The organism is Thermodesulfovibrionales bacterium, from assembly GCA_035686305.1.
In the GTDB taxonomy this organism is placed as follows: domain Bacteria; phylum Nitrospirota; class Thermodesulfovibrionia; order Thermodesulfovibrionales; family UBA9159; genus DASRZP01.
Genome location: DASRZP010000080.1, coordinates 1 through 14,409, shown reverse-complemented (window position 1 = coordinate 14,409; position 14,409 = coordinate 1). Strand labels below are relative to the sequence as shown.

Here is a 14,409-nt window from a genome sequence, read left to right as displayed (position 1 = left end):
ACCAATATCCGCCGACAAGGTCGACGCTCCGTCAGAAGAAGATTGTAAAATGACAAGAATTGATCAGCAAGGGCGGACTGAACAGGCCAAAGCCTGACAACACAAAGAGAGGTCTATTTTTTCGGAACTGACTGACTACTCGTTACCACCGCGCAAGCGGTTTAGTTTACACCGACAAGTTGAGACTGGTGCTGTTTTGACACGGTGATACTTTTCGATAATATTTCTCACTCTTTCTGAGAAATACGAAATGCACATGGTCGAGGTCACTGAGGCGAGACATATTATCTGTCTAAGATTCGCAGATTTGTTTTCTTGCTGTGATAGTGTTAGCATAGCACGTTAAGAAGCCCTTAGCGGCATACAGTGTTTGGCTATCCCAGAGCTATGTGAACCGAATCTTTTGAAAGGCCATTAACACGCAACTCAACCGGTGTTATCTAAAAAGGAGGAGAGATTATGAAGGCAAAAGCAGTTTTAGTAGTGATGTTGGCGGTTCTCCTTGCAATCATTGTAGCTTGCACAAAGAAGGAGACGCCTCCAGCGGCACAGAAACCGGCTGGGGGTGGGGAGCAAGACCTTGCAGCCATTGGTACCGAGGCATACATTTACGGCTATCCGTTGGTCACAATGGAGATTACACGTCAGGTATCAACCAATGTAACCAAGTCAGAAGGCAGCAAGGCACCAATGGGCCAGTTTGCCAAACTGAGGACTTATCCGGCTGTCTCTGACCACACGGTCACTGCGCCCAATGCAGACACGCTTTACACTGTAGCTTGGCTTGATGTCTCAAAAGAGCCATGGGTTTTAAGTATCCCAGATATGAAGGATCGTTATTTCTTGGTGCCCATGCTCTCTGGATGGACTGATGTTTTCCAGGTGCCGGGCAAGCGTACCACGGGAACGAAGGCGCAGAAGTACGCCATCACTGGACCCGGGTGGACAGGCACATTGCCTGAGGGAGTTACCGAGTATAAATCGCCCACTGGCATGGTGTGGATTCTTGGTCGCCTTTACTGTACTGGAACACCAGAGGACTACAAGGCGGTCCATGCCCTTCAGGACAAATTCTCAGTGGTTCCGTTGAGCAGCTACGGCAAGCCCTACACTCCACCTCAGGGCAAGGTTGACCCGAAGATCGACATGAAGACGGCTGTGCGTGAGCAAGTGAACAAGATGGACGCAGGAACCTTTTTCAAGCTATTTGCGGAACTTCTGAAGACCAACCCGCCAGCAGCTGCTGATGCACCAATGGTTGAAAAGATGGCCAAGATCGGTATTGTTCCCGGGAAGGACTTCGACATCAGCAAGGCTGAACCATCCGTTGCAAAGTCCCTACAAGACGTCCCCAAGATAGCGCAGGAAAAGATCATGGCTGAATTCAAGAACATGGGAAAACCGGTTAGCGGCTGGACGTATTCGACAAAGCTTGGCGTCTATGGGACTGAGTACCTGGTGAGGGCCTTGGTTACAGCAATCGGTCTGGGTGCCAACCGTGGCCAAGATGCGATCTATCCTACCTCGGAGGCGGACGCAGAGGGCAAGCCATATGACGGTACCAACAAATACATCATGCACTTTGACAAGGGGCAGATGCCTCCTGTCGATGGCTTCTGGTCATTGACAATGTACGATGCCGATTTCTTCTTCGTCCCAAACAAGCTAAACCGCTATACGCTTAGCGCACGGAACCAGTTTAAAACCAATGCTGATGGATCGGTTGACCTGTACATTCAAAACGAATCGCCGGGTAAAGACAAGGAGTCGAACTGGCTACCGGCTCCAAAAGGAAAGTTTATCCTGATGATGCGACTTTATTGGCCCAAGGAGAAGACACCTTCCCTCCTTGACGGCACTTGGAAGATTCCGCCAGTTAATATAGTGAAATAAGAGCGAACTCCAAATCGCTTAGAGCAGCGGCGTAAATGCGCCGCTGCTTTCACTTTCTACGTGCTATTCCGATTGAGTACTACACGTAGCTTTGATCGCACTGATCCTGATGTGCCATCTGTTTCCAAGAGAAAACTTGTGTCTGTGACAAAATGCTTCCGTGCGGACTGCAGGAAGGAACAGAAAATTTCATTAAGCACTCCTGTGGGGTCTTTCCGGCGCATAGTATAGGACGAATAGTAATATTGAGGGACATCCCCTATTTCTTTGTAAGAACTAAGAGGGTGATCCTGAGTTCGTGCGGAAAACCGAGGAGGGAGGCAGAAAATGGAGGATGTGTCCCTAATTCAGCCCTGTTCTTATTTTAAATCAAGGAGTTAAAGAATGGCTTAAACAAGCCATTCTAGCGCTTCTCGCCCTCTAACTGGTTGTGAAAAAATAATAAATAGGACTCGTTACTGCACTGTCATTTGGGCTGCGATATCCTTCACCGAGAATCAAAATACTTGATCTGGGGGCAGCCTGAAAGGATGTCATGGCCTTTATCACTTGTATAGACATTAATATTTCGACGGCTAAGTATATCATTTAGAGTCTCGCTCTCTATATTGCCTATAAAGTCTGATTGCGAAAGATAGTTACAAACGGATACGCGACCGCTCGTTGAGATATAAATTTTATTCAGGCTTGCGCATATCCTGCTCCTCAGTCCCGAACTTTCCGCCAGCGGCCAGCAAAGGATTTCGGGTTCGGCCAGGGAATCCTTTGCCGCATCCGATAGTTCGGCAAAGGCCTCCTTCAGGTCTTCGTGACTCAGGAATGCCCCCGATCCGACAGCGCGCCCGGAGCTGACTAAAGGCTTTATCTGGAGCCTGCTTGCCCCAAGGTCTCTGGCCATCCGATAACAGTCCAGCAGTTGTTGCCTATTGTAGGAACAGAGGGTAAGTCTGAGTATGACGTGGAATCTCGTTTTAACAGCTGCTTCTATGCCTGATATGGTTTTTTTTAAGGAAGAGCCCGTCCCTCTCATCAGTTGGTAAGTGTCCTCATTAGAAGCATCAAAGGATGCCTTCACAGTTCTTATTCCCGCATCCTTCATAATACGTGCCGTGTGAGCGTCTAACAGGGTTGCATTAGTATTTACGCCCGTCTCGATCCCGAGGACGGTGCATATCTCTGCAATCTCCGCAACGGCGCGGATATTCATGAGAGGCTCTCCCCCCGTCATCCTGACCTCCCTTACTTTAAAAGGCGATTTATCCTGCTCATCAGCCCACTGCATGGTTATTTCTTTAAAACGTTCGCCGCAAAAAAAATCTCCGTTAAGGGGGCGGGCTCCATCCTTATTAACGCAATGGAAACAAGTAAGATTGCAGCGATCTGTGACCTTGATCTCGATGGAAATTTCTTCTTTCATGACAAAGGGCCTTTCTCGGAAAGGTCTGCGTCGAGCAGGGCCTTACGGTTTATTTCCAGAGCCTCGGGCAGATTCTCAATACCTCCGAGAGATTCTCCCGAAGGTATGTGCCCGAGTGTAAGAAAAACAAGGGGCTGACCGTCTTCACTTAAATCAACGGCGAAATAGCCTAATTCCTTTTGCCTGTTGGCAGGGTCCTTTTGAAATCTGATAAGGTAGACAGGCGCTTCTCCGAGGGTGGACAGATAGCCCCCGGCTTCTTCGGCAGATCCCTTAAACGCAAAATCGAAATGCTCGCCCGGAATGAGTCCTTCCGCGACACAGGCATCGAAGAAGGCGTGGGCCTTCCAAAACCTTGAGACCTCAATCTCGCGTAGGATTTGTTCATCCGTATAACCGCTTGCAAGCGCCGCGCCTTCGGCGTGCTGGCGGTCAAGGGAAAAGCGAACTAATATATTCCTGCCAGCAAAAAGACCTTTCAATGTCGCCTGCCAGCGAGGATTGCCGACCCAGTGACCATTAGTGAAAACGACTATCCTGGCGTCACGGAGCCGCATTGAGCAATAAGCAAGCATCGCCGGCAGATCGGGGTGCAGGGTGGGTTCGCCGCCCGATATATTCAGAACGCCGCGAAAGGATTCTTTTGTCAGGATATCTATGATTCTCCTGAAGTCTGAAGAATGCATCATCCCTCTCCGTTCGGGACTGCTGAAAGTAGAGCATAGAGGGCAGCGGAAATTGCACCTTCCTATAATTCTGACTGTGATCTTCGGTTCCCCGCCAACCTTTACCTTGCCAATGGAAACGCCTTGTTCCATTATTCTTTACTCCCGATTAAACAACGCCGCTTTGTCCAAACCATCGTCATCTTCCAAACGGGACGCCGTCTTTTCCGATAATCGAAGCGCTTTTTCCGGAAACGGTGCTTTCCGGGCGCTGTCTTATGACCTTTATTGCGCCTGCCTGCTCCCATACTTCCGCATGGACCCGATGAATCGCGTCTATTCGTCTCAATCCTGTCAGAATGTCTTTCACCACAGAATGCTCATCAACCGGGCCGAGGCCGGGGTCTATGCGCAGCAAAAGACGGGTCATGGAATTACCGTCTTCGACCTCCACCAACTGATAATCGAGCAAAGAGCCGCCGTACTTTGAAGGAAGCTCTTCCTCGAGAAGCCGTGAAAGTTCACTATGGCACACGGACATCCCTTCGCTGCTCGTACGGGAATAGCTCCTCACTCCAAGAAGGTGTGTGTGAAGTCCCATTTGATCAAAAAGACAACCGCAGCGCATCCGCCGTATAACGCCGGAATCGCCCATTTCAACGTTAAGCATAACCTTCGGTGCAGCATTTATAAAAGAGGTAAAGAAGAAAGACCCAACGCCGTCGGTGGGATCTTCTCCCTGAAGAACGGCAACGGTATCGACATGCAGATGAAGATCTCCGACCTCGGAGGGCCGCCCGCAGCCTGTGGCAATAGAACCTATTTCGGTAGCATGATACCTCGGAAACACTTCCGCATTTGTCCCGACAATCTCCTGATATTTTGCCCTTGTCAGTGGTTCCGACCCCACAATAAAAAGTGTTCCCCGCAGATCCATCCCGCGGGCCGAGGCACCCCGGCAAATACGCACAGCCTGACTGACATAACACTGGACAACACATCTGCCGTGGCGCTTTTTCCTCCTATCAATCCATTCAAGAACAACATTCACATCGTTAAGGCTCAGAGGTTCGGGAACGGCAAGAGGGGCTTTTGAAAGGCGGCTGAGCCAGACGACCGCTGACGTTCCGAGTCGGTTTTTCCAACCCGAATCCATACGTTTTGCTGAGGATGCCAAATTAAACCAGCGTTCGGGTGGACGGCCTATCTTTGCATATCGCAGACTGTTGCTTATGCCTGTAACAGCTGGAAGTCCAGGATACCATAAGATGAGAGGGACATCATAGATATGGAGCATCTCGAACATGAGACGGTCATAGTTGGCGCGGGCGGCAAGAAAATCCAGATAGATATTTGATTTGACGGGACGACCGGATGTGCCACCAGTGGAAACTCTCACACCGGATGAAATCAGGGGGTTGTCAAAATCCGAATCCCTGGCTTGATAGCGCTCTCCTCCCCGGCATATCGCCTTCCGGCCCTTGAATTCTTCGAAGGAGACCCAAACACCAGAATCTTTTAGTCGTTTTAAGACCCCTTCTATCCCGCAACTTCGCGTTTCCGACACAATGTCGTCATAATCCCATCGTGCGCGCCTGAGCAGCGGCAGATAAGGGCTTGAACGGGTGTCATAGATGCATTGCTTGACGAAACGCAGAAAATTTTTCTCTCTCTGCTCGAGACGGCCCCGTATAGCATCTTGTGCTTCTCTAAATGAGATCGGCCGATTGAGGAATCTTATGAAGTTATACGGAAATATGAAATGTTTCTTGAATTTTCCCGGCACAATGGCGTCCTCGATATTTACAATTTACCGCAATCTGCAATCCGACGAAAGAGATCCTACCGATGCAATATACCTGTTGCTATTGTAAACTATCTCTCCCTAAAATAGGAGGAGCTTCCTGTACACGGGCGGAGACAGAGCCAGACTAAGAGGCGAGAGACCTACGTAAATGGCCATTTCGGAGATCATTCGAAAATTCATCGGTTCAAGCTATGTTTTGCACAGGGCGGCGCTCGAAGTAAATGAACGGCTACCTCACTCTTTGCGATACCGCATCGCTTATGGAGCCGTTTTTTTCGAGTGGGCAGCCTTTTTAAGGGAATCCGATACGTGGCAAAAAGATAAATTACGCGAGTTCCAGTTCGAGCAGCTCAAAAAGCTGTTGGCGCACTCGATGAAAAACGTCCCGTTTTATGGAAGACTTTTTTCCGACTACGGATTCAACCCATTGAAAATGCAGGCCCCGGAAGATATCACCGTTTTGCCCTATTTGAGCAAGAAGACCGTCGGGAAGAGATTGGATGAATTCATAGACCGGAGCGTGCCGAGAGAGTCTCTGGTCAAGGATCGCACGAGCGGTTCTACCGGGATGGCGTTAACGGTTTATAAGGACAAGAAAGCTTTAGCGATATACCAGGCATTTCTTTCCGACTCGCTTAACAGGATCGGCTATACCCTTAAGTCCAAAGAGGTTCGGTTCTTATACAACCTGCAGGTCGGAAACAGGAGGCATCTGCCCTTCGTGAAACATGGCAACAGACTCACCTTCTCGAATCAGCATCTCTCCGAAGAATGGCTTCCTCGATACGCAGAGGTGCTGAAAAGATTTGATCCAGAGTTTATAACCGGGTCTCCTTATTCGGTGGCACTTCTGGCATCCTTTATAAGGAACAGAGGTCTCATCCCGCCTCGAAGGATTAAGGCGGTTATTGTCTTTGGCGAGACTCTCTATGATTGGCAGGAGACATTATTGAGTGAGGTCTTCGGTGCCCGGGTTTTTTCGGTCTATTCTATGAGAGAGTCGGCTATTTTCGGCGGCTCATGCGAATACGATATCGGCATTCATATTTATCCTCAACATGGGTTGACCGAATCCGCGGCGCTGATCGGCGATTGCCGGGAAGTTATTGTTACCGGATTTACCAACTATGCGATGCCCCTGCTTCGGTATAGGACAGGCGATATGGTGAGGAGATTCGAAGAAAGCTGCCCCCGGTGCGGCAGGCATCATCATTTTGTGGGTAATATAGATGGCAGGGTAAACGCTTTCCTCTTCGATAGCGACGGGAGAGTTGCCCCGCAACTCTATCAGCTCATAAGGTTTTTCCCCAATGTGAGGCAGTGCCAGTTCTATCAGGATGAACCGGGGAAGGCGCAACTTAGGGTTGTGAGGGCGGAAAAATATTCCGAACGCGACACCCCGGATATCTTATCGAGGATACGCGCCACACTCGGCCCGATGAAGGACACTCTGGATATAAAGATCGTCTTTTTCGATGAAATACCGAAGACCTCTTCCGGCAAAATAAAGGTTATAGACCAGAAATTAGACGTGAGGACTTTTTTGAGCGTGTAAAAGACCGTTCAATATCCGTATGGGAACGATAGACGTAATCAAGAAATTCATAGAATCCACCTCGGTCATCGAGATGGCTGTTAGGGAGGTATTGGAAAGGCTTCCTTTAAGATTCAGATACGGCATCTCATACGGACCGACGTTCAGATACTGGCTTGGATTTCTCAAGGAATCGGAGAAATGGGACAGAGAAAGGCTTGAGGCGTATCAGGTTGAGCAAATGAGAAATTTATTGATCCATGCCGGAAGGAATGTCCCTTATTATAGGAAAGTTTTTAATGAATATGGGTTCAGACCGGAAGGCGTGCAGTGTTTAGATGATATTTCTGTATTACCTTACATTGATCGAGCGACCGTCAAAGAGAACTATAATGAATTTATGGCTGAAAATATTCCGCGCACAGGGTTAATCCCGACTGCTACCAGCGGCACCACGGGAATACCTCTTGCAATCTACGGCACGAAGGAGACGGAAGAAAAACACTGGGCTACGATAATTGATCTTTGGAGCAGAATCGGATATCACCCCGCATCGAGGGCAATTTTTTTCGAGGCCAACATCCGAGAAGGTAAGAAAGTCGGTCTTCCCTATAAGAAATACGGCAATAAAATGATTCTTTCAAGCAATTATTTCATCGATGAATGGATCGATCGGTTTGCGGAAATGATGAACAAATTCAGGCCCGAATATCTCATAGGCTTTCCTCATACGCTCGCAACCTTTTCTTCATATATGAAGAATAAGAGAAAATCATTGGGCTTCGGGCTCAAGGGCGCTATCGTATATGCGGAAAATGTCTATGACTGGCAGAGGGAAATGATCAGGGATGTCTTCGGGGTCGGAGTGTTTGGCGATTACGGCATGGTCGAGAAGGTGATTCACGGAGGCGGATGCGAACATTCCGCCGTATCTCACCTCTATCCCCAGTACGGCATCACCGAGAGGGCCCATCTTCATGACTCCAAGCATGAGTTGGTAGGAACGGGTTTTGTCAATTATGCCATGCCCCTTGTCAGATACAGGACCGGCGATGTTTGCGAAGATATGAAAAAGGCATGCCCAAAATGCGGACGGAATTTCGATATTGCGTATAACCTGACAGGTCGCATGGGGGATTTCCTTATAGACGCCGAGGGGAGGATCATCTCGATCTACCTGAATTTGGATTTCAAGATTTTTGAAGGGATCAGGAAGTTTCAATTGTTTCAGGAAATCCCAGGTGAAGTGGAAATGCGCATATGGCCTGACGTCCTGTTTAAGAATGAAGACGCTGACAGACTGATAAACGAAATACGAAAATGCACCGACCCGCTCGGCAGAGGCGTAAGATTTAGAACGGAGGCGATAGAAGATAGAGATTTGCGCTCTTCCGCAAAATACAGAATGATAGACCAACGACTCGATATCAGGATTTTTTTGGCGTAGAACTGCAATAAGGAGAGGCGTCAGACATGATGCCCTTTGCTCAAAAAACCTATGGCGTCGCCTCCAGGAAGTAGGTCACAAGGATTCTTTGTTAAGGAAGAATACTGAATATAACTGGAAAGCGCGTGTTCAGCGTTGGTCTCTGATATGCCTGTCGCCTACCATTTTACTGTCAAACCACGTTCAGGTCACGCCCTCAACGTGTAATCTTCTTCTCCCATTCAAAAGCAGTCTTTACGATGAAGTCGAGGTCGTCATGCTTTGGCGTCCAGCCGAGGGTCTTTCTTAGCTTTGAGCTGTCCGCAATGAGTTGCGGCGGGTCGCCTTCCCTCCTGCCCGTCTCGACAACGCTGAAATCGATGCCCGTCACTCTTTTCACGACGGCCACGACCTCCCTGACAGAAGCGCCGTGGCCATACCCGCAATTAAATATATCGCTCATGCCTCCCTTTGCAAGGTATTCGAGCGCCACGAGATGGGCATCCGAGAGGTCATCGACATGGATGTAATCACGGATGCACGTACCGTCAAGGGTTGGATAGTCAGTGCCGTAAATCTCAAGAGAGGGCCTCCTGCCAAGGGCCGTCCGCACCGAGACCGTTATGAGGTGAGTGGCGTCTTTTCTGTTCTGGCCGATCCTCGCCTTCTCGTCAGCCCCCGCCACATTGAAGTACCTGAGAGAGACATAACGGAAATCGTTCTGCGCCGATACATCGGAGAGCAGATTTTCGACCATCGCCTTGGAACGGCCGTAGGGATTGATCGGATCGAGCGGAGTTCCTTCATTCACCGGTATTGTCCGGGGGATGCCATAAACAGCGGCAGTTGACGAGAAGATGAATCTGCTCACACGGCATTCGAGACAGACTCCCACAAGATTCATCGCATTGCAAAAGTTGTTCCGGTAATACTTGATCGGTTCATGGACCGATTCCGGCACAACGATATACGCGGCAAAATGCATCACGGCATCAGGCCTGAAGGCCCTAAAGGTCTCCTTCAGCCGTTCCCTGTCCGCAAGATCACCGACAACAAGGTTTCCATGGAGAACCGCATCTGCATGGCCGAAGGAGAGGTTATCATACGTGAGGACATCATGGCCGCCCTCGCCGAGGGCTTTAACAACGTGGCTTCCGATATACCCCGCGCCTCCCGTCACCAGTACTTTCATGCACGCCTCCCCGTGTTCCCTTGAGGGCTTCGATCCATGCCTGCCTTACCATGTAATTGAATCGCCGATTCAGTCATTATGATAGAATATATGGGCCTATGCCGGTATCAGTTATCATACCCACACTGAACGCGGGCGATCGCCTGGAGGAACTTCTATCGAGTCTCCTCTTTCAAGAGACAAAGCCGCTGGAGATTATCATAATTGATTCTTCGTCGGAAGACAATACCCTGGAGATCGCGGAACGCCTCGGAGCAAAGGTGATCGTGATCCCGCGAGAGAGCTTCAACCATGGAAAGACGAGGAACATGGCTGCAGGAGAGGCGTGCGGTGATATCCTGGCATTTATGACTCAGGATGCGCTCCCCTATGACAGTACCATGCTCGGCAACCTCGTCGCTCCTCTGTGTAGCCCTGGAATCGCCGCATCCTATGGAAGACAGGTGCCGCGGGCCGATGCGTCGCCGCTCGAGGTCTTTGCAAGAAGGTTCAACTACCCTGACACGCCTTTCACAAAAGGGAAAGAGGATATACCCACATTGGGCATTAAGACGTTCTTCTTTAGCAACGTCTGCTCTGCCGTAAGAAAGGACTTCTTTCTGGCGGCGGGCATGTTTCCCGAAGGCGTACGTTCGAATGAAGATATGCTGCTTGCCGCACGTTTCATTCTTAGCGGTTTCAAAATATCTTATCTTCCCGGTGCAAAGGTAATCCATTCACATAACTATTCGATTTTGAGACAATTCAGGAGGTATTATAATACTGCTTCGGCCTTCAGGAAGAATGCATGGATTCTCAACTACGGACGACCAGATGGGGAAGGGAAAAGATTCGTAAGAGAACAGATGCGGTTTCTGCTGGAAGAACACAGATATGCGTTGCTTCCATATGTTTTCCTCGAGTCTCTTGCAAAATACGCCGGCTACAGGATAGGGTTACTCGCTGGATGATGGAAATCGCAACCATGATAAGAAGACTAGCGAAGATTCTTTGTCTTGTCGTTATCGATCTTTGCGCTTTCTACGTCTCGCTTTTCATAGCGTGGTCATTAAGGGCTGGAATGGTGCCGTATTTTATATCGAATCTTCCCCCTTTCAATTTTTCATACACGTATTTCATTTCCCTGTGGTGGATACCATTCATTTATGTCTTCTTTATGTTTTACGAAGGCCTTTACGACAGCAATATGCCCTTCTGGGACGAAACCAGGGAGATGGTCAAATCCCTTTCCCTCGGTACATTGACGGTGATGGCCATCGTAACATTGGGAAAGATCGGCAGTGATAACATATCGCGGCTCGTCCTGCTGGGCATGTGGGTCGCTTCTCTCTTCGTCTTTCCCATCTTCAGACTCTTGGGCAAACGATTCCTCTATAACACGGGCCTCTGGAGAGAGCGGGCACTCATCCTTGGAGCAGGAAACGCCGGCAGACTTGCAATGGAAGGACTCCAGAGAGAAAAGCATATGGGTTACGACGTCATAGGCTTCCTCGATGATGATGAATCAAAAAAAGGCACGATTATCGGCGGCAAGAAGGTCTTCGGCAGGGTGAAATACTTCTCGAGGTACGTCAATGAGCTCGGTATTAAGACGGTAATTATCGCGATACCGACTTTAACACCGCAAAGACTCACGTCACTCACAGCCAGTGTCCAGAATCATGCCGTTAACACAATCGTTATTCCCGACCTCAGAGGAATTGCGCTGCTGAATACGGATCTTCTCCATCTCTTCTATGAAGAGATATTTCTCATGAATATCAAGAACAACCTCAAGTCGCTAACAAATAGGGCGATTAAAAGAGGATTTGACGTCTTCTTCTCGGTATTGTTCCTACCCGTTGTGCTTCCCCTCATCGGAGCTTTTGCCGCCTTGATCAGACTCGAAACTTCCGGTCCGGCGATATACGCTCACGAGAGAGTCGGCAAGAACGGAAAGGTCTTCAGATGTTACAAGTTCAGGACAATGCATAAGGATGCCGAGGAAAAGCTCAAAGAGCTCCTCGAAAACGATGAGGACCTCCGTGCAGAATGGGAGACGACATGGAAACTGAAGGACGATCCGAGGATTACAAGGACAGGCCGTTTTCTGAGAAAAACGTCCCTGGACGAATTGCCGCAATTGTTCAACGTCCTTCAGGGAACCATGAGTCTCGTAGGGCCGCGACCGGTGACGCATTTCGAGGTTGAGACGTACTACAAAGATACGGCTGCGCTCTGTTTTTGCGTCCCTCCGGGAATCACAGGCCTCTGGCAGGTTTCGGGCAGGAGCAATACGGATTACGACCGGCGTGTGAAACTGGATGCATGGTATATCAGGAACTGGTCTCTCTGGCTTGACATAGCGATCCTCTTCAAGACACTCAAGGTTGTCGCAAAGATGGACGGGGCCTATTAGCGCCCTTTTGTGCTACAATAGAATGACTCATTGAAATTGAGAGGTTATTTTGATCAAAGGCCTGCAATACCTGGAACCTGAAGACCTGCCGAAGGTGCCCTTTGTCCTTAACGGGATATCAGCCAGATTTATCCGGGAGCACCTCGTCGTTCCCCTGGAGTTGAAGAACGATGTCCTGAAGGTTGTGATGGCGGACCCCGAAAACAGGTCGGCCATCGACGCCCTGAAGGTCGCAACTTCAGCCGACGTTGTCGTTTACGGGACCGACGCCAAGGCCCTTGAAGAGTACGTCTCCAAGTTCTACGGACAGGAATCGCAGAATATCAACAGGATTATCGAAGATATCGGGGAGCAGGGGATTGAGTTCATCAGACAGGAGGAAGAGGACATCGGCCACCTTAAAGACCTTGCGTCTGAGGCGCCTATCATAAAACTCGTGAACATCCTCATTACACGGGCCGTTGAGAGCAGGGCCAGCGATATCCATATGGAACCCTTCGAGGATGAACTCAAGGTGAGGTATCGTATTGACGGCGTGCTCCATGAGATCGAATCGGTGCCGAAGAAGCTCCAGGCAGCGATCGTCTCGAGGGTGAAGATCATGGCGAAATTGAACATCGCCGAAAGGAGGCTGCCCCAGGACGGCCGCATCAGGCTCAAGATAGGTGAGAATGAAATAGATTTGAGGGTATCGACGATACCGGTGCTGTACGGTGAGAGCGTCGTCATGAGGATCCTCCTGAAAGAGGGGATCGTTATAGACCTGGACATGCTCGGTTTCCCCCCGAAGACTCTCAACGCCTTTCATCAGCTCATCAAGAAACCGAATGGCATCATCCTCGTCACAGGCCCAACGGGAAGTGGAAAAACGACAACCCTCTACGGCGCCCTGGACAAGATCAATTCCCCCGACAAGAAGATCATTACCGTCGAAGACCCTGTGGAGTACCAGCTGAAAGGGGTGAACCAGATCCAGGTAAAACCGCAGATAGGGCTGAACTTCGCGAATACCCTGAGGCACATCGTGAGGCAGGACCCGGACATCATCATGATAGGAGAGGTCAGAGACCTCGAAACTGCCGAAATAGCGATCCAGTCGGCTCTCACAGGACACCTTGTCTTCTCGACGCTCCATACAAATGACGCTCCGAGCGCAATAACGAGGCTCCTTGAGATGGGGGTCGAAAATTTCCTCCTCTCATCAACGATTCGCGGGATCCTCGCACAGAGACTCGTCAGGGTCGTCTGCCCTTCCTGCAAAGAGGCAGACCCCTCGGTTGCTGACAGGGAGGAACTCGCGTCCTTTGGTCTCGGCACCGACATAACGCTTTATCACGGAAAGGGATGTGAACATTGCGCCTTCACAGGATATTACGGCAGGCTGGGGATATTCGAGCTCCTCGTCGTTGATGACGATATCCGCACCCTCATCCTGAAGAACGCAGATGCAAACCAGCTCAGGGAGTCAGCCCGACAGCATGGTATGAGAACCCTCTTTGAGGACGGTTCGGACAAGATCATGTCCGGTACAACAACGCTCAGTGAGGTCCTGCGAGTGACTCAGGAGGCCTAGGGGTGGCTATCTTCTCATACAGGGCGGCCACGGCGGAAGGGACGGTTCTCGAAGGCGTCATCGATGCCGCAGACGAAAAGGCAGCAGTCGAACGACTGAGGAACAGCGGCGTCATACCGTTAAAAGTAACATCCCCCAAGGAAGGGACAAAGAAGCTCTCCTTCAGATCCTCAAAGGCCGACCTCCTGACGTTCACAACAGAATTGTCGGCCCTCCTGGGCGCAGGACTGCCCCTTGACCGTGGGCTCAACATCCTCGCCGAGATATCAGAGAGCAAGGAGACGAAAGAGTTCATCCAGTCGATTCTGAAGTCCATCCGTGAGGGCAGTTCCTTTTCCGAGGCGCTCCAGCAGCATCCAAAGATATTCCCGAGAATTTATGTGAACATGGTGCGGGCCGGTGAGGCAGGCGGCGTCCTCGATGTGGTCCTTGACAAGCTGAATGACTTTCTTGAGTCATCGAAGGAATTGAAGGACCACGTCGTCTCTGCGATGATCTATCCCG

11 protein-coding genes are annotated in these 14,409 nt (G+C 49.9%); 7 read left to right on the top strand and 4 right to left on the bottom strand.

Features of this window, described 5'->3' with window-relative positions:
• Positions 1-459: 459 nt before the first annotated feature.
• Complete coding sequence (locus VFG09_09585) at positions 460-1,893, top strand: DUF1254 domain-containing protein (GenBank protein ID HET6515396.1); 1,434 nt, start codon at positions 460-462, stop codon at positions 1,891-1,893.
• Positions 1,894-2,380: 487 nt separating this feature from the next.
• On the opposite strand, the gene VFG09_09580 is transcribed toward VFG09_09585, so the two are convergent.
• From VFG09_09580 to VFG09_09570, 3 genes are read right to left on the bottom strand one after another with little or no spacing between them, the layout of a single operon-like run.
• Positions 2,381-3,310 carry a radical SAM protein gene (locus VFG09_09580; protein HET6515395.1) on the bottom strand — a complete coding sequence of 310 codons (930 nt, stop codon included), beginning with the start codon at positions 3,308-3,310 and terminating at the stop codon, positions 2,381-2,383.
• A complete protein-coding gene (locus tag VFG09_09575) occupies positions 3,307-4,128 on the bottom strand; it encodes a radical SAM protein (GenBank protein ID HET6515394.1) in 822 nt (273 codons plus the stop codon). Before VFG09_09575 ends, VFG09_09580 begins: the two co-directional genes overlap by 4 nt.
• Positions 4,129-4,174: 46 nt before the next feature.
• Positions 4,175-5,542 carry a hypothetical protein gene (locus VFG09_09570; protein HET6515393.1) on the bottom strand — a complete coding sequence of 456 codons (1,368 nt, stop codon included), beginning with the start codon at positions 5,540-5,542 and terminating at the stop codon, positions 4,175-4,177.
• 388 nt (positions 5,543-5,930) lie between these two features.
• Here VFG09_09570 and VFG09_09565 point away from each other — a divergent pair, with 388 nt between their 5' ends.
• Together VFG09_09565 and VFG09_09560 are read left to right on the top strand one after the other, a co-directional pair.
• The gene (locus VFG09_09565; protein HET6515392.1) at positions 5,931-7,337 is read left to right on the top strand and encodes a hypothetical protein; all 1,407 of its coding nucleotides are present in this window, start codon (positions 5,931-5,933) and stop codon (positions 7,335-7,337) included.
• Between the two features lie 19 nt (positions 7,338-7,356).
• Positions 7,357-8,763 (top strand): hypothetical protein, encoded by a 1,407-nt coding sequence (locus VFG09_09560; GenBank protein HET6515391.1) that lies wholly within the window; start codon positions 7,357-7,359, stop codon positions 8,761-8,763.
• 196 nt (positions 8,764-8,959) lie between these two features.
• Here the strand turns inward: VFG09_09560 and galE are convergent, their stop codons facing one another.
• Positions 8,960-9,934, bottom strand: coding sequence for a UDP-glucose 4-epimerase GalE (galE, locus tag VFG09_09555; protein HET6515390.1), 975 nt, complete (start codon positions 9,932-9,934; stop codon positions 8,960-8,962).
• Positions 9,935-10,032: 98 nt separating this feature from the next.
• Between galE and VFG09_09550 the strand changes: the two genes are divergently transcribed.
• From VFG09_09550 to VFG09_09535, 4 genes are all read left to right on the top strand, one after another.
• Positions 10,033-10,884, top strand: coding sequence for a glycosyltransferase family 2 protein (locus VFG09_09550; protein HET6515389.1), 852 nt, complete (start codon positions 10,033-10,035; stop codon positions 10,882-10,884).
• Positions 10,881-12,332 (top strand): undecaprenyl-phosphate galactose phosphotransferase WbaP, encoded by a 1,452-nt coding sequence (gene wbaP, locus VFG09_09545; GenBank protein ID HET6515388.1) that lies wholly within the window; start codon positions 10,881-10,883, stop codon positions 12,330-12,332. Before VFG09_09550 ends, wbaP begins: the two co-directional genes overlap by 4 nt.
• A 49-nt stretch (positions 12,333-12,381) precedes the next feature.
• Complete coding sequence (gene gspE, locus VFG09_09540) at positions 12,382-13,905, top strand: type II secretion system ATPase GspE (GenBank protein HET6515387.1); 1,524 nt, start codon at positions 12,382-12,384, stop codon at positions 13,903-13,905.
• A gap of 2 nt (positions 13,906-13,907) precedes the next feature.
• On the top strand, positions 13,908-14,409 hold a 502-nt coding region (locus VFG09_09535), incomplete at its 3' end, for a type II secretion system F family protein (GenBank protein ID HET6515386.1).